Genomic DNA, 16248 nt, shown 5'->3' with positions numbered 1-16248 from the left:
GAGACACCTCCATGGGGTTTTGTGACCTTCCCCTCGCGAACACAGTCTGCTCGGTCGACGCAGCCGTCGACTTCGTCTCCAACCCGGGCAAGGCCATCGGCGACTGGATGGCGAAGAGCGCCGGTGAACTCGCCGCCACCGCCACCGACCTCGCGGCCAGAGCCGTCGGCTCCACCACCACCGTCGACCTGAACGCCGCCTGGTTCCGCGACAACTACGAGACGATCCTGCCGATCGGCCTGATCATTCTGGTGGGCACTTTCTGCGCCCAGCTCGTGCGCGCCGCGGTCCGGCGCGACGGCCAGTTGCTCACCCAGGCGTTCACCGGCACTGCGGCCGGTGTGATCTTCGCGTTCTCCGCCATCGCCTGCACCACGGTCGCCGTCGAAGTCACAGATGCTCTGTGTGACGGCCTGTTCCAAGCCGCGCACACCGACATCGCCTCCGCGGTCCGCCGCGTCGTCAAGGTCGGTGCGCTGCCCGCGCTCACCCCACTGGGGTGGCTTGTCGCCGTCATCGCCGCCCTGGGCGCCGCTCTCGGCGCGGTCCTGTACTGGTGCGTGATGATGGTGCGCAAGGTCGGCATCCTGGTCATGGTCACGTTGGCTGTCTTCGCCGGAGCCGGCGGCGGCTGGGATGTCGCGCGCCGCTGGCGCAAGGGCTGGATCGAGGCCACCACCACCCTCGTCGTCTCCAAGCTCCTGATGACCATCATCTTCCTGCTCGGAATCGCCGCGATGGGCAAGACCGAGGCCCAGGACGGATTGGCCGCCCTCGCCGATGTCCTCGCAGGCATCGTCATCATGGTGCTCGTACTGCTCTGCCCGTACGCGACGTTCAAGTTCGTGCATTGGGCCGCCGAAAGCTCCGACGGCGAGACACTGCACCGGGCCGGCGGCGCCGGAGCCCAGCTCGCACGGCAACACGCCGAGCGCACCGGCAAGAAGGCCGCCTCGATGGCGGCCACCGCCGGGGCCGGCGGCGCAGCAGCCGGCGCCGAAGGCGCCCCGCAGGGCCCGGACGCCATCCCCGGCCAGGGAGGATTCCCCGGCGACATCGCGCCCACGTCGTCCGACAGCGCGACCAACAGCACCAGTGGCACGACCTCGGGCGGTGGTTCTGCAACATCGAGTCTGCAGAAGGCTGTCCAGCCGGCTCCGACCAAGGCCACCGACGACACCAGTGGACAGACCGGCGGCAGCCCGGGTCCCGACTCTGGCCAGAGTCCCTGGCAGTCCGTGTCACCGTCTACGCCTCCGCCGCCGTCGCCATCGCTGCAGCCGGGTGAGCAGGCCGCTGGTCCGCCGAGTACCACCACGACGAACGGCCCGGTGGCGGCACCGCCCCCGCCGACCGGACCCTGACCGCCTGCCCGCCCCGGGGACGGGAGGCTCACCGTCACCCGTCCCCGCGTACCCCAGGACCCGCCCGTTGTCCGATCTGTCCACACCGATGACGGTGAAGTTCCCCCACCGGTCCCGCCGTGGCGTCCTCCTCGGCCTTACCCTCCCCCAGTTGCTGCTCGTCTCCGCCGCACTGGCTCTGCTGTTGCTGACGGTCGTCAGCACCGGTCTGTTGGGAGTTCTCGCCCTCGCTCCCCTGTGGGCGGTGGTCGCCGCCCTGGTCGCCGTCCGCCGCAACGGCCGGTCCCTGATCGACTGGGCTCCGATCGTCGCCCGTTATGGCTACCGCCGCCGAACCGGGCAGACACTCTGGCTCGCGCGACCCGTCACCCGGCCCCGGCACGATGGCATCCTGCACCTGCCCGGTGATGCCGCCTCGTTGAAAGTCGTCACCCCGGGTGATTCCGCCAACGGGGCCGCCGCCGTCCAGGACCCGCACCAGCAGACGCTGACGGCCGTCGCCCGCGTCTCCTCCCGGGCTTTCGCTCTGCTCGACCCCGGCACGCAGAACCACAACGTGGCCGCCTGGGGGCGAGCCCTGGCCGGCATCGCCCGTACCGGTCACATCGCCGCCGTGCAGGTCCTGGAACGCACCGTCCCTGACTCCGGCGACACCCTCACCCGCCACTGGCCCCAGCATGGCCGGCCTCACACCCCCGTCGCCGGACAGATCTACGCCGAACTCGTCGCATCCGCGGGCCCGACCGCAGCCCCTCATGAGACCTACCTCGCCATCTCTCTGGACCTGAAGGCCGCCAAGCGGCTCATCTCCCAGGCCGGCGGCGGACTCCCTGGGGCTTTCACCGTGCTGCAGCAGACCACCACCTCCGTCGCCCAGGCCGCCCGCAACGCGGGCCTGATGGTCACCGGCTGGCTGACCGCTCGGGAAATCGCCGCCGTCGTCCGCACCGCCTACGACCCCAAGGCCCTCGCCGCCTTGCAGCAGTGGTCTGCCACCGGGCGAGCCGAAGCCGATCCCGCCGCTGCCGGGCCGGTCGTCCAGGTCGAGGAGGATGACCGGCTCGCCACCGACACCGCCCGCCACACCACCTACTGGGTGGAGAACTGGCCGCGGGTCGAAATGGGAGCAGGTTTCCTGCACGGCCTGATGTTCACCGCCGACATCCGCCGCAGCCTCTCTCTCATCTACGTGCCCCAGGCCCTGGAGTCCGCACTGCGCGACGTGCAGCGCAAGAAGGCCGCCATCATCGCCGACGCCAACGAACGCGCCCGCCGGGGACAGGTCGACCACGAGGAAGACTCCGTGGAGTACGCCGACGTCAAACAACGTGAGCGGCAGCTCATCGCCGGTCACGCCGACGTCGCGCTGACCGGCCTCCTCACCGTCAGCGCCGAGACCGACGCACTTCTGGACGCCGCATGTGCCCAGATCGAGACCGCTGCCGTCACCGCCGGCGTGGACCTGCGCCGCCTGCTCTTCCAGCAGCCCGCAGCCTTTCCCGTCTCCGCGCTCCCCCTAGCCCGCACCGCTCTGTGAACCCGGCCACCCCTCCTGGTGGTGGCAGGAAGGACTCCCGACCTTTTGTTTCCTCCTCCGCCCCCCGGCGACGCGCACCCCTATCTGCGAGCCGCCACCGCCGGCGTCCGCCACCACACCCGCGGCCTGCACCACGCGTCGCAGCCGGAGCCTGTGGACCGCAACCATCTCGACGTGCTCCACGCTCACCTCACCGAGGTGCACCACTTCATCGCCCAGTGCTCCGAGGCCACCCGCCCCCCGTTGCCCGCAGCAGGACGGCACCTGGCCGAGGCACACGCCCGGCTGTGGCTGGCCATGGCCGCGATTCACTCGGCCTTTCACCTCCTGCCGACCGCATCAGGCGAGGTGACCGAGTGCCGTCCCGGCCGGCTGCTTGAGCAACCGCCGGTCCTCACCATCTGTCAACGCCACCTCGCCGCAGGCCGCGCCGTCCGCCGCAAGACCACCCCCACCGACCTCAACCGCCCGCACGTCACCACTTGCACTCGGTGAGCAGCGTCACCGAAACGAGGGCCTTTCGATGAACCACCGGCCCGCGCACCGCGCCCGCCGCGCCTCCGCAAGCCCCCTGTTCACCCCGCACGTAACCGACCGAGCCAGCCGTAGGGCCACTCGCCGTCAACTCGCCGAAGCCGCCGCCAGAGCGCGTACGGAAGCCACGCTCCGCCCAGCAACCGCGACACCCGCCGAGGACACGATGCCCTCGCCGCTCTACCCGGTCGCCGGGCGTTCCGGGCATGCCTCAGCCCGTGGCAACAGGCTGAAGCTGCCCGCGCACCGCATGACCACCGCGGTCGCCGCAGGGGCATACCCGTTCCTCGCCGAGGGCGGACTCGGCGCCGAGGGCGTCTACATCGGCCGCGACGTCCACGCCGAAGCCTCCTTCGTCTTCGATCCGTTCGCCCTGTACGGCAAGGTCGAGGGCTTCACCAACCCCAACGTATTGCTCGCAGGGGTTATCGGCCAGGGCAAGAGCGCACTGGCCAAGAGTCTCGCGTTGCGATCGGTCGCCTTCAGTTATCGCGTCTACGTGCCGTGCGACCCCAAAGGCGAGTGGACGCCCGTCGCAGAAGCTCTCGGCGGCACCTCCGTCGCACTCGGCCCGGGCCTGCCCGGTCGGCTGAACCCACTGGACGCCGCCCCTCGGCCTGCCTCCGTAACCGAGGACGACTGGAACGGCGAGATCCGCAAACGACGCCTGCTGCTCCTCGGGTCGCTGGCCCGCACCGTCCTCGGCCGGGACCTGCTGCCCATGGAGCACACCGCCCTGGACGTCGCCCTTGACCTCGTCGTCACCCGCGCCGCCAAGACCGACCAGACCCCACTGCTCGGGGACGTCGCCACCGCTTTGAACGACCCCGTCGCCCTGGACCGAGCCGCGGGGATGATGTCCGGGCGGCTCGGCGAAGCCGCCCGCGACCTCGCCCACGCCGTACGCCGCTTGGTCCACGGTGACCTGGCCGGCATGTTCGACGCGCCCTCCACCGTCGCCTTCGACCCCAGAGCGCCGATACTCACCATCGACCTGTCGCGGCTCGGCGGCTCCAGCGACGACACCGCCCTCGTCCTCGCCATGACCTGCGCCTCCGCCTGGATGGAATCCGCCCTCACCGACCCGGATGGCGGCCGACGCTGGATCGTCTACGACGAGGCATGGCGCCTGATGCGCCACCCCGGCCTGCTCCAGCGCATGCAAGCCCAGTGGAAACTCTCCCGCGGCCTGGGCATCGCCAACCTCATGGTCATCCACCGCCTGTCCGACCTACTCACCGCAGGCGACGCCGGATCACAAGGCCGAGCCCTCGCCGAGGGCCTCCTCGCCGACTGCTCCACCCGCATCATCTACCGACAGGAAACCGACCAGCTCCACGCCGCTACCTCCCTGCTCGGCCTCACCCCAGTGGAAACCGAAGCCATCGCCCACCTCAACCGCGGACGAGGGCTGTGGAAGGTCGCCGGCCGGTCCTTCGTCGTCCAACACCTGCTGCATACCCGGGAGTTGTCGATGTTCGACACTGACGCCCGCATGCACTGAGCGGTCACCCATGCATGGCAACTACTACAAGGGAGAGATGTGCCCTCTCGAATCCCGAAACCGCCACCATCCCAGCAATTGCAGCAGGTATCTACGGAACTGCGCACGATCGGCCTCCGGCTCCAACTGCTGGACATCGCCGGCAAAGTGCCCTCTCCGCTGCCGATCGCAGAACTGCGACAGCACCTCGCCACCGCCCAGATCCTTGCCACGAACACGGCCCTGCTGTCCCGTAAGTTCACCCACGGACACGGCAACAACCCGTCCGAGCACACGTCCAAAGCCATGGCCGAACTGGAAAGCGCCGTGGCGCACACCCGCGAAGCCGTACACAGCTTCCGCGAGACTGTCAGCATCGCCATGTCACCCGCTCCGAAGCCCGGCACGCTGGCAGCCAGCAGCCACGAGTGGGGCTTGGTCATCAACCATGCGGACGGGCGAGGACACCTTCTCCGTGCTTCCGACGCCGTCACCAGAGCAGCCCAGCACGTCGAGACCCACCACTCTGTCGAGCAGTACATCGCTCAGATGCGCGGCACTGTCCCCAGGCGCCCCGACAGCCCGCCACGCAGTCACCGATGATGACGCGCTCAGGAATGCACTGACAGGAGCCCTCCTCTGAACCCCGACTTCGAGCTGTACGACAACGTCGGCCGCAGCAGCGAACAGATCCATGCCTACCACACCCGCTCCGCCACCCGAGACGACCTGTACCGGTGGGCACGACGCGACGCCCAGCCCTTCCTGGCCGAACACCCGCTCCCGACCGAGCCGTTCCCCACGCCGGACATGAGCCCGTTCAAGAGCGCCCTGGCAGCCGCCGAGACGCCCGCCCAGTTCAGCGCCGTCCTGGACAAGCTGCTGGACGCCGTCGAACCGTTCCTCAACGAGGTCATCGACCAGCTCGCCGAGACAGCCACCTGGCGAGGCCAGAACCGCGGCGCCGAGCGCGGCTCCCCGCCCCGGCTGCTGCGGGACGCCGCCAGCCGCATCTCGTCCGCCCTGGCCATGGCCTCCCACGCCGATCTGCAGATCTTGCGCGCCCACTACGATCCAGCGCCCGACCTCGACGCGGTCACGAAGCAGGCCCTCGGCTCGCAGAACAGCCCGCCGGCCCCTCCTCCGCCGCCCACCCGGCCGGGCCCCGGCCGGCCACGAGGCTGAGCCCTCGCGTTACCAGGAGCCCGACCCGCCTTCTCCACCGTGCGGCAGCACGGCCCGCCGGCACCGCTCCCGCCCTCGCCCCCTCTGGAGCCTTTTGTCCACCCGCTCTTTCCTGGCTCGTCCCGCCGACACGGGTTACACCGGCATCTACGTCCATTTCGACGGCCGTCCCAGCCACCACCGGCCCCTGCTGCTCACCGCGTACCAGTACCGCTTCGCACGTGACCTCGACGCCATGTCCCGGCATCTCGTGGACGACGTGGCCGTCGGCTGGAACGAGCTGGGCACCGATCTGCTGGACGGCGCTCCGCCCGAGATCGTCACGGCCCTGACCGACGGGGAGCAGTGGCCCAGCACGACCCTGGACCACGTGCTCACCGTCGACGGGTCCCCACCAGTGCGCATGACGGTCACCGAACAGACCGCGGTCGACCAGGACGTGCAGTGGGGCTACGTCCTGCACTCGCAGGGCATCGAATGATCGCCGTTCCCTACGCCGATGCCGGGCCCGTCGTCGGCTGGACCACCGATCCCCGCTCCCCCTTCAGTGACCACCCGGCGCACTGGCCCGTACCCGTCACGCTCTCGGTGACCACCGCCTCGTCCACCAATCGGGCACCAGGAACCACGGCCGCCACGGCATCGGCCAAGCCCCGCACAGCCATCCGACGCTGACCCTCACCGCCCCTCCCCCGGAGACCTCCCTGCCCGCTGCCCTGATCACGGTCGTCGTCGCCACCCGCCTGCACGATGACCGCCTCGACTACCTCACCGCCCTGCACACCAGCCTCACCCGGCAGTCGGTGCCGTGGGAGGCGGTGATCGCCCTCGACGGCGCCGACCCCACGCGGCTGCCGGGCCCGCTCGCGGCCGATCCCCGCATCCGTACCCTGCCGATCCCCCGTCCGGTCGGTGCCGCCTGCGCCCGCAACCTCGCCCTCAACGAGGTCCGCACCCGGTACGTGAACTGGGCTGACGATGACGATGAGTTCACCGACGATGCCATGGCCGCCAGGCTGTCTGTCCTGGAATCCACCGGGGTCGGATGGTGCGCCGGCTGGATCCAGGACCTGTACCCCGACGGCTCGGCCCGGCTGTGGCGCTGCCCCACCCCGCCCGGCCGGCACCAGCCGGGCGTCGTCATGGACTACTGGCCCAGGCCCGAGGAGGTGTTCCCCCTCGGCCCCACCACGCTCCTCGCCCGCATCGGCCTCGTACGGGCCGCGCCGATGGGCGGGCTCGTCCAGGGCGAGGACTTCATGTCCGTGATCGGCGTCACCAGCCTCGCCCCCGGCATCCTGCTGCCACGCCCGGTGTACCGGTACCGCAAGCACCCCGGACAGATGACCGCCCAGCGCGACTTCGACCGTCTGGAGCCCGCCGCACGAGAGCACGCCTGGCGTTACGGCCGGAGCCTGCGTGCCGTCGTCCGCCGTGAAGTGGTCGCCGGTGGCTGACGCACAGATCATCCTCACCTTGGGCCAGGCCCGGGGGATCCTCGCCCTCGTGAACGGCGAGGAGTACCGACGGGCCCAGACAGTACTGGACGAGACCGGCTTCCGGCCCGGCGAGGACGGCATCTACCAGCTGGGAGCCGCCAGCCCGGCCGCCGCCCGAGCCGCTGTGTCCGACCTGAGCCGCCGCGCCGACCTGAGCGGCGTCCGCGTGACCATGAGCGGCCGGCACTTCATCGGCGATACGGCCCGTGACATCGCCCACCGGCTGCCCGGCACCTGGACGGCGCGCGTCGCGGTGTACGAGCATCCCGTCTGGCAGGAGGACCTCGTGCCCTGGGTGTGGGACAGCGGGGAACTCGGCCAGGCCGTGCAGAATGCGCGGATCCCGTACGCGGCGTTCCTGACCAACCTGTCGACCGACACCAGGCTGCTCCTCGTCGAACGTCCCGGTCACCCGCGTGACCACCTCGTGGGCGCCTTCGCCCCCAGTGCCTTTTTCGAGCGCCCCGGTGCCCCGCACGCTCCGCGCAGCGTTGTGGCGCCGTCGTCTCCCGGACGCGCCGCGCAGGCGATCGCCGAACGGTTCCTGCCCGCCTACGACCGTGCCGTGCACAACTGGCGGGCCGACACCGTGGCCGAGGCCCTCAGCCTCATTCACGCGAAACTGAGCAGCTGGCGTGATCACCGCGCCCGTGCCTGGTCCCTTGATGCCAGCCCCGCCGACGTCGCGGTGTTCGGCGAGGCCACCAGCGCGTTCCTGGACACCGCGTGGCGTGAGTTCCACGCCGTGATGCACCACGCTCCCGCGCTGCTCGACCGATGCCGCCCCGCGTCCACCGCTTGGCCGCAGGACGCCCGGCCGCTCGACCTGCTCGCCAGAGCCCTCCTCGACACGGAGAACACGCGCGAGGACGTGGATGCCGGGGCACTGTCTCCCGCCGAGCACCCCGTACGGATCTGGCGGGCCATCGAAACGTGGCTCACGCACCGAGAAACCTTCCAGCGGCAGGCCCGTGCCGCGGCACCGCGCCCGCCCACCGCACCTGCCCTTCCCGCGCCGCCTCCCGCCCTGCCGCCGGGGCCGCACACGCCCCGCCGCTGACCTGCGGCCACCACCACCGTCAGGAACATCCATCTCCTTGAACTCCAGCTTCCACTTCGCCTTCGGCACCCATCCCCAGCACGGCCTCGTCGCCGCTGCCCTCTCCCCCGCCGTGCCCCCGCACCTGGCTCACTGGCTGCTCACGCACGAGCAGTTCGAGCCCGTCCCCGGTACACCGGGCCTGTTCCGGCTCACCGAGCCTGAACGCGACGGCCTGCGCCGGGCCCGGCAGGCCATCCAGGATCTGCGGCGCACCGGATACACGGTCCACGCCGACTACGTCACCGCCCCCGTCGACCCGCGCATCGCGTTCGCAGACCGCCGCAGCCGCCTCGTGCAAGCCGCCACCCGACGCTCGACCCAGCACCACACCGCGCCCACCACCGCGTTGCCGTCCGGACGGCCTGTCCCGCCCAAGCCCACCTACGCCCCCACCGTCCACCAGCCCACCGGACGGACCCGGTGACGCCCGGCAGCGACCCGATCCGCATCACCCGCGGGCAGGGCGGCGAAGTCGAAGTCACCGGTCCCTACGACGCCTTCGCCGCCGACCTGCTGCGCCGGGCCGGTTTCCTGTTCCAGCCGGTCCTGCGCGGCTACTGGGTCCGCTTTCCCTTCGACCTGGGGCGCGACTGGGAGAACGAGCACGCCACCTGGGCGGCGGACATGCTCACCGCCGCCCGCTACCCGGTGCATCTCGACCCCGGCCTGCGCGTCGAGCCGCCCCGCACCGCCCCTCCGGCACACCCAGTGGCCATGACCGCGCAGGCCCCGCCCGGCCGCCGGCCCCGCTGACCAAACACTTCAGGAGCAGCAGATCACGAACCACCACACGCCCGACGTCCACGAACTCACCGACCGCGCTCGGGACTTCCGGTCGCGGATGGCCGTTCTCGTTCAGAGGGCCGAGACCGACCTCGACGCCACCCGCGACCGCTACGGACGCACCATCCACCCGCAGCAAGCGGCGGCTGTACTCACCCGCCGGACCACCACAGCCCTGGACACCTACGCGGCCGGCTTCGCCCAGTACGCCGAGCCACTGCTGGACGCGGCCCGCGGTGCCCTGGCCACGATGACTCCGGCCCGGCACGTCACAGCGTGGCGCGACCTGCTCGACGTGCTCGCCGCCTCCCATTCGCACATCGCCCGCGCTCTCGGCGAACCCGCTGTACGAGGTTCCGCCGCCGAGCGCGAGCAGCATGCGGCAGTGTGGCCCCACCTGGCGCTGTGGGCGGAGTACGGCTCCGTCGCCGCCGACCTCGCCGACCAGCACCACCAGCCCCGCCCCGAGATGACCGCTGAGGAACGTCAGCTCTGGACCGGCCGCGCCCGGGCAGCGCGGAGCCGCGGCGAACTGGACCTGTCCGAGTCCTGGTACGCGTCCGACGGCCGCCTGATCACCTGGGCGTACCTGGTCGAGGACGACACCTCCACGATCGTCGCCCTGGCCGGTGACCCGGACGCGCCGGGCTGGGAGGTCATCGGCCGATTCGACACTGAGATGGAGGCCGTGCAGGAACTGCCTCCGGCTGTGCCCCCTGGGGTTCTGCGGCCCAACGCCTCATCCCGGTACAGCCGTCCAGAGGCCGCGCCCGAGCGCCCCCTGCAGGAGCTGCTGCGGGAAGTCGTAGAAGCGCGCACGGCCTCTGAGGTATCCGAGGCCCTGGTCAGCGCCGCGCAGACCGGCTACCAGTCCGGGCCGATAGTCCGGCTGCGGGAACTCCTGGAAACCGCAGCGGAGTTCTCCCTCGCACTCGACACCGTCCAGGGCCAGCGGATCGGCGGACGGCTGTCCGCCCTCAGCCAGCAACTGAAAGCCCTCACGTACGAGGTGATCGACGCGGCGGAGGACCTGGGGGCCACTGTCGCAGTTCTGCCGCCTCACCGTGCCCCAGTACTGCCCCGGATTCGGCCCCGCCCTGCCGTAGAGACCACACCGCCCGTACCACCACCTCGCAACACGTCCGTCACGCGCCGCCAGTAGCACCCGGCACTCGGCCCCTGCCCTTACCCGCTCACCGATACCAAGGAAAGAGCCATCAACGGCCGTTGTTGGTACACCCGGCTATCGAAACGTGCGGAAAGGCGAGTCAGGTAGCTGCGGGGCGGTGAGGCCGGCCCTGGAGCATGTCGGCAGTCATTGCCCATCGTTCGTGGTCCAGCCACGCACCGTTGATGTGCTGGAAGCTCCGGGCCCGCCTCGCCTTCGCCCAACACCCCACCACTTTCCCCGCCACCATCGATAGGAGACCTGCCTTGCCCGAAGCACCAGCAGAGCCGTTCATGACCATTCGGCACACCATCACCGGCGAGATCACCACCACCGGCTACAACGCCGCCGCCCGGCGGATCCTGCTCCAGGCCGGCTTCGAAGAGACGCCAGGCTGCACCTGCCGAGCGACGGAACCCGGTACGGAGCGGACGCACGGGCCTGCTTGGCAGCCAGCGAGCTGCTCGTCGCCGGCCATCCCGTGCACCTGGACCGGGCCCTCGGTCGGCCGGTGAGCGCCGACGGTACGCCCCGGTTGGCCCGGTCGCCGATGTCGGCACAGTCCGTGATCCGCTCCGAGAGCGGTCAGCCTCTTCAGCGCATTACCAACCCCGCCAGTTCCCGCACCTGTTGAAGGGGCCTCGTTTTGACCACACCCGGAACGCCTACCAGTCCAGCGCGCACCAAGGGCGGCGAACTACGGGCCAAGGTGGCCCGTCTGCTGGCCGACCGGCCGGCGGACAAGCTCACCATCGGGGACATGGCCAGGCAGCTGGGCCACTCCCACGGCGCCGTCCGCAACGCCGCCCTCACCCTGGTGCGACGCGGCGAGGCCGACCGCAGCGGGACCGGACAACCGGAGTTCCGCGCGAACGCGAAAACCGTCGCAGCCGCGCAGAGGGCTGTGATCAGCCCACCGGGCACCCACTCTCCCCGCGCCCAGGCGGCCACGACCCGCACGACCATTCCCGCAGCAGCCACGCCCAGGCAGACCGGCCCGATCCGCCGCGCGGGGGGCCAGATATACCATCCCCGGGAGCTGGCCGATCTGCCCGACGTCGAGGCGTTGAATCGCTTGCGCGACGCCGACGTGCCGGTGCTGCTCTACGGCCCTCCGGGCACCGGCAAGACGAGTCTGGTCGAGGCGGCGTTCCCGGACCTGCTGACCGTCGCCGGTGACGGCGACACCACGGTCGGCGACTTGATCGGCGAGTACACGCAGGACGACGCGGGAGCCTACGTCTTCCAGTACGGTCCGTTGGTCACCGCGATGACCGAGGGCCGCGCCCTGCTGATCGACGATGCCACCTTGATCTCACCGAAGGTCCTGGCGGCGCTGTATCCCGCGATGGACGGGCGCAGGCAGATCCAGGTCAAGGCCCACAAGGGCGAGACCATCAAGGCCGAGCCGGGCTTCTACGTGGTGGCGGGCCACAATCCCGGCGTCCACGGGGCGGTGTTGACGGAGGCGCTCGCGAGCCGGTTCAGCGTGCAGATCCAGATCGGCACGGACTATGACCTCGCCCTGGCGCTGAAGATCGATGCCCGGGTGGTCCGGGTCGCCCGACACCTCGCCCACCAGGTCGAACTCGGCGAGCTGGGCTGGGCCCCCCAACTGCGAGAGCTGCTCAGCTACCAGAAGACCGAGGCCGTCCTCGGCACCAAAGCCGCGCTCGCGAACCTGGTCGGCATCGCTCCTCTGGAGGATCGTGACGCCGTCGCCGACGCCGTCATCAAGGCTGTCGGCGTCAAGGAGGTCTCTCCCCTCACTCTCGGCAAGCAGCTTTCCGCCTCAGCCGTCCGGCAGCCCCCGGGCAGCGCCGGCTCCGCGCCCCGGGGCCGCTCGCGATGAGCGCCCATCACCACGTCCAGTCCCCCGCCACCACGCCGAACGACGACGCCGACCTCGCACGCTGGGACGACGACGGCGCCCCGCCCGCGCAACCCCGCTCCTCCCCGGCCGCGTGGCTGCGCGTGGGAGCCGAACTCGGCGATCGGCTGGTCGCCCTCTCCGGCCGCCAGGACCTCCTCGTCACCTGCCGCCCCGGCACGCGCAGCGGCGCACCGGCCGCGTTCTTCCCCACTCTGGGCGAGGTCGAGTTCGACGCCGGCCTGTTCGCCCCTCTCCAGCCCCACGAGATCCGTCCGCGGATCGTGGGCGACGAGGAGCGGTATCCCGCCGCCTGGGGAGTGTTCGTCCACGAGGCCGCGCACGCGGCCCACTCCGTCTGGACGGCGCCGGCCGGAGCGAACCCCCGTGTCGTCGAGGCCGCGCTCCTACTGGAGGAGAGCCGCGTCGAAGGCGCACACCTGATCACGCGGCCCACGGACCGCACGTACCTGCGCACCAGTGCCCGAACCCTGGTCATGCCCGACATCGCCCACCCCACCCTCCAGGGCATAGAGCACGCCGCCGGTGTGGCGGCCCTGATCCTCGGCCGCCGTGACGTCGGCATCCTGGACGCCGGCGAGACCCGGGCCGTCGCCGATCTGTGCAAGAAGGTGCTGGGCGCCGACCTGCTGGCCACCCTCACCCGCATCTGGACCGCAGCCCACCAGTGCGCCGACCCCGACGCCACGACCATGCTCGCGCACGCTCAAGAATGGTGCGACGCTCTGGACGCCGCGGCCCCCGCCCTGCCCGTGCCGGAGAACCTCACCGATCTGCTGTCCGGCGCCGTGGGGGTCGTCATGGACAGCACGGCAGCCACCGACGCCGCCGACCTCGCGGCACAGGACGCAGCGGCCAACGCCGTGGCCGCGCAGTCCAAGGCGCGGGCTCAGGACCGCGCCCAGCGAGCCGACCAGCGACGCAAAGCCGCCGCCACCGCCAAGTCGGTCTTCAACGCCCGTGGCACCACCGTCAACCCCGACGGCACACCGGCGCCCTACAACAACCCGGTCACCGGCACCCGCAAGCCCACCGCCGCCGAGCAGAGCGCCGCCGCGCGCCTGAGCCGCGCCCTGCGTGCCGCCGCCTACCGCGAGCGGACCGAGGAGCGGACCACCAGCCCCACCCCACCCGGCCGCCTCAACATGCGCGCGGCCCTCGCCCGCGACGCTCAGCGGGCGGCCGGGTCAGTCCCCACCGCGGAACCGTTCACCCACACCCGCCGCCGGAACTCCCCCACCCCACCGCTGCGTGTAGGTATCGCCGTCGACGTCTCCGGCTCCATGCGTGCCGCCTGCGCGCCCGTCGCGTCCGCTGCCTGGATCGTGGCACGCGCAGCAGCCCTGACCGACCCCGACTCCCGTACCGCCACCATCGCCTACGACCAGCACCTCACCGCACTGACCCGACCCACCCACCGAGCACCAGAGCGCGTGACGACGTTCAATGCCAACGGCGGCCACCACAACCTCGCCGACGCCATCGACGCACTCGACCACGCCCTCGCACTCAGCCACCCCGGCACCGGCCGCCTCCTCGTGATCGTCACCGACGCCCGGTACGACAGCGACGAAACCGCTCAAGCCGTCACCCGCGTCAAGCAGCTCACGACCGCCGGCTGCGCCGTACTCCAGCTCACCCTCACCGCGAAGTCCCACCACTTGCCGGGGACCACCTTGCTGCACCTTCCCCAACCCTCCAGCGCTCCCGCCGCCATCGCCACGGCGGCCACAGACGCCATCCGCAGGACACGCTGAGACAACACAGAAGACAGAAAGCAGGAACAACCACATGGCAGTCCGCACCTCCTGGACCATCCAGCACAGTTGCGGCCACGAAGTCGTTCACGACCTGTCTGACCGGCCCGCCGACCGCCGCGCCGGATTCGCTCGCTGGCTCGCGGGCAAGGACTGTACCGACTGCTGGAAGGCCGCCCGCAAGACCGACACCGCCTCCAAGGAGGAGTGGCTCACCGCCAAACGAGCCGAGGAACAGCAAGCCGCCGTCGAGTGGGCCGCTCGGTTCGACATGCCGCCCTTGGAGGGCCCTGAACGGGCCCTGGACTGGGGCGAGCGCTGCCGCCACCAGTTGATGACGGCAGCGCACACCACGCTCGTCATCGAGGGCACCTGGGACGAAGCGGACTGGGCGGATCTGGAGGACAAGGCCCGCAACGTCACCCGGGCCGGCTGGTGGATCGACCAGCGCGACGCCGACGGCTCTGACCTGCTCGAACTCCTCAATGCCGCCACCGAGGCCGACCGGGGCACAGAGAACCCGTTCCGGTGATCCGGGCGGAACATAGCCGCAGATCGCCGGTTAGCCAAACCGGCGATCGTGCGGACTATTGATGCTCCCGCCGCTACCAGCGCCACCTGGGAGGATCCGAATGCACCCGCCGTCCTGGACGCCCCCGTCCGTCCCGGCGTTCGCGCCGACGCCCGACCCGCTCACTCCGGGCCGTGACCTCACCCACGCCCACTTCCAGCCGGGTGACGAAGTTGTCGTGCTCAAGGGGGTGGCTGGCCAGGAGTTGTGGGGGGATTCGGCGCGGGTCATCGCGCCGTCCTGGCATGCGCCGACCGACGAGGACGGATGGCGGATACGGAACGCGGCCGGCGGCTCCCAGACCTACATCACCGCCCATCCCCGCTACCTCGTGCACATCCAGCGGCGCTGCCCCGACTGCCTGATCTACCTACGGGCCATGGAGGACCTGCTCCTGCCGAAGTACGCCGCGCATCGGGACGCGGTCATCGACTGCGGCTGGTACACCACCACGGCCCTCGGCCAGCTCGTCCACATCGGCGATGCCCGCCCAGGCCGGTGACCGCCCGTCCCGTGTCCCCCCCTCGACCCCACCGGAGCGACGCCGCCGTGATCCCCCTTGTCCACCCGCGCAGCTTCCTCACACGCGAAGCGCTCACCGACGCGCTAGGCCGGCCCGTCTCGCGGGACGAGTCTCGGCCCGAGCACACGGTCGTGGCCCACTGGCCGGGCCTGGACCACTACACGTTGGACGATGAACAGAAGACGTGGACGGCGGCGCAGTGGGCGGAACACCTCCAAGATCCTGTGATCGAGCATCCGTTCGCCGCCAGCCCGCGCGGAGACCGGAATGCCGTCTTCCACCTCGACGTCCGTCTGCACCCCGACGACCGCACCCTGTCCCGTGCGGAATGGGCCGAGATCGCCCACCGTCTCGCCCGCGTTGCCGGCGTCCAGATCCCCGGAGATGAACAGGGCTGCCGGTGGGTCGCTGTCCAGGCCCAGCCCGGCCGCCTCGACGTGCTCGCCAATCTGATCCGCCTGGACGGCGCCTGGCAGCAGCGCCCCGCCGACTTTCCGCGCCGCCTCGCCGACGCGGCGCGTCTCATCGAGCGCGACCTGTGTCTCACATCCGTGACGTCCGCACCGGCCGAGTCGGTCCCGTTCGCGTCCGTGCTGTCCCATCTCGCCGACGAGCGAGTTGGCCCGCTGGCCGCCGTGCGCGCTCTGGTCGAGCACACCGCCTGGCAGGTCGTCCGCCAATCCGACGCCGGGGCTGGGCACGGGCTGGAGCTGATCGCGCGCCGCGTCTACGACATCCAGCAGGACCTCGACGCCGCCGCGGCCCGGCTGACCGCACAGCCACGTCCGCCGGCCACTGCAGCGCCAGCGCCCGCCGCCAAGTCATCCGCCCGCCGCGCCTTTTAGGAGCAT

At 71.0% G+C, this 16248-nt stretch carries 18 protein-coding genes; all 18 read left to right on the top strand.

Annotated features, from left to right (window positions below):
* Nucleotides 1–11: 11 nt before the first annotated feature.
* The 18 genes from J7I94_RS02115 to J7I94_RS02030 all read left to right on the top strand — a co-directional run bounded on the left by J7I94_RS02115 (nt 12) and on the right by J7I94_RS02030 (nt 16242).
* Complete coding sequence (locus J7I94_RS02115; RefSeq protein WP_215164713.1) at nt 12–1364, top strand: ATP-binding protein; 1353 nt, start codon at nt 12–14, stop codon at nt 1362–1364.
* Between the two features lie 67 nt (nt 1365–1431).
* The gene (locus J7I94_RS02110; protein WP_215164712.1) at nt 1432–2901 is read left to right on the top strand and encodes an SCO6880 family protein; all 1470 of its coding nucleotides are present in this window, start codon (nt 1432–1434) and stop codon (nt 2899–2901) included.
* Nucleotides 2902–2946: 45 nt separating this feature from the next.
* On the top strand, nt 2947–3396 hold the full coding sequence (locus J7I94_RS02105) for a DUF6238 family protein (protein WP_215164739.1): 450 nt from the start codon (nt 2947–2949) through the stop codon (nt 3394–3396).
* A gap of 28 nt (nt 3397–3424) precedes the next feature.
* The gene (locus tag J7I94_RS02100; RefSeq protein WP_215164711.1) at nt 3425–4939 is read left to right on the top strand and encodes a VirB4 family type IV secretion system protein; all 1515 of its coding nucleotides are present in this window, start codon (nt 3425–3427) and stop codon (nt 4937–4939) included.
* A gap of 78 nt (nt 4940–5017) precedes the next feature.
* Complete coding sequence (locus J7I94_RS02095) at nt 5018–5521, top strand: hypothetical protein (RefSeq protein WP_215164710.1); 504 nt, start codon at nt 5018–5020, stop codon at nt 5519–5521.
* Between the two features lie 207 nt (nt 5522–5728).
* Nucleotides 5729–6103: a hypothetical protein gene (locus J7I94_RS02090; protein ID WP_215164709.1), complete on the top strand. Its 375-nt coding sequence runs from the start codon at nt 5729–5731 to the stop codon at nt 6101–6103.
* A 94-nt stretch (nt 6104–6197) separates the two neighbouring features.
* Nucleotides 6198–6584 (top strand): hypothetical protein, encoded by a 387-nt coding sequence (locus J7I94_RS02085; protein ID WP_306521712.1) that lies wholly within the window; start codon nt 6198–6200, stop codon nt 6582–6584.
* Between the two features lie 235 nt (nt 6585–6819).
* Complete coding sequence (locus tag J7I94_RS02080; RefSeq protein ID WP_215164738.1) at nt 6820–7560, top strand: glycosyltransferase family 2 protein; 741 nt, start codon at nt 6820–6822, stop codon at nt 7558–7560.
* Nucleotides 7553–8662: a hypothetical protein gene (locus J7I94_RS02075; RefSeq protein WP_215164708.1), complete on the top strand. Its 1110-nt coding sequence runs from the start codon at nt 7553–7555 to the stop codon at nt 8660–8662. The genes J7I94_RS02080 and J7I94_RS02075 overlap by 8 nt, the downstream gene beginning before the upstream one ends.
* A gap of 37 nt (nt 8663–8699) precedes the next feature.
* A complete protein-coding gene (locus J7I94_RS02070; protein ID WP_215164707.1) occupies nt 8700–9128 on the top strand; it encodes a hypothetical protein in 429 nt (142 codons plus the stop codon).
* A complete protein-coding gene (locus tag J7I94_RS02065) occupies nt 9125–9457 on the top strand; it encodes a hypothetical protein (protein ID WP_215164706.1) in 333 nt (110 codons plus the stop codon). The genes J7I94_RS02070 and J7I94_RS02065 overlap by 4 nt, the downstream gene beginning before the upstream one ends.
* A gap of 88 nt (nt 9458–9545) precedes the next feature.
* Complete coding sequence (locus J7I94_RS02060; protein ID WP_215164705.1) at nt 9546–10649, top strand: hypothetical protein; 1104 nt, start codon at nt 9546–9548, stop codon at nt 10647–10649.
* 299 nt (nt 10650–10948) lie between these two features.
* On the top strand, nt 10949–11170 hold the full coding sequence (locus tag J7I94_RS02055) for a hypothetical protein (protein WP_215164704.1): 222 nt from the start codon (nt 10949–10951) through the stop codon (nt 11168–11170).
* Between the two features lie 194 nt (nt 11171–11364).
* Nucleotides 11365–12507, top strand: coding sequence for an AAA family ATPase (locus J7I94_RS02050; protein WP_215164737.1), 1143 nt, complete (start codon nt 11365–11367; stop codon nt 12505–12507).
* Complete coding sequence (locus J7I94_RS02045; RefSeq protein WP_215164703.1) at nt 12504–14303, top strand: VWA domain-containing protein; 1800 nt, start codon at nt 12504–12506, stop codon at nt 14301–14303. The genes J7I94_RS02050 and J7I94_RS02045 overlap by 4 nt, the downstream gene beginning before the upstream one ends.
* A 34-nt stretch (nt 14304–14337) precedes the next feature.
* Nucleotides 14338–14835: a hypothetical protein gene (locus J7I94_RS02040; protein ID WP_215164702.1), complete on the top strand. Its 498-nt coding sequence runs from the start codon at nt 14338–14340 to the stop codon at nt 14833–14835.
* Nucleotides 14836–14935: 100 nt separating this feature from the next.
* Nucleotides 14936–15376: a hypothetical protein gene (locus J7I94_RS02035; RefSeq protein WP_215164701.1), complete on the top strand. Its 441-nt coding sequence runs from the start codon at nt 14936–14938 to the stop codon at nt 15374–15376.
* 47 nt (nt 15377–15423) lie between these two features.
* Nucleotides 15424–16242, top strand: a complete 819-nt coding sequence (locus J7I94_RS02030) for a relaxase/mobilization nuclease (protein WP_215164700.1) — start codon at nt 15424–15426, stop codon at nt 16240–16242.
* Nucleotides 16243–16248 lie beyond the last annotated feature (6 nt).

Source organism: Streptomyces sp. ISL-12 (assembly GCF_018614415.1).
In the GTDB taxonomy this organism is placed as follows: domain Bacteria; phylum Actinomycetota; class Actinomycetes; order Streptomycetales; family Streptomycetaceae; genus Streptomyces.
The sequence above is the reverse complement of the archived record's forward strand: the minus strand, read 5'-3'. Positions and strand labels throughout refer to the sequence as shown.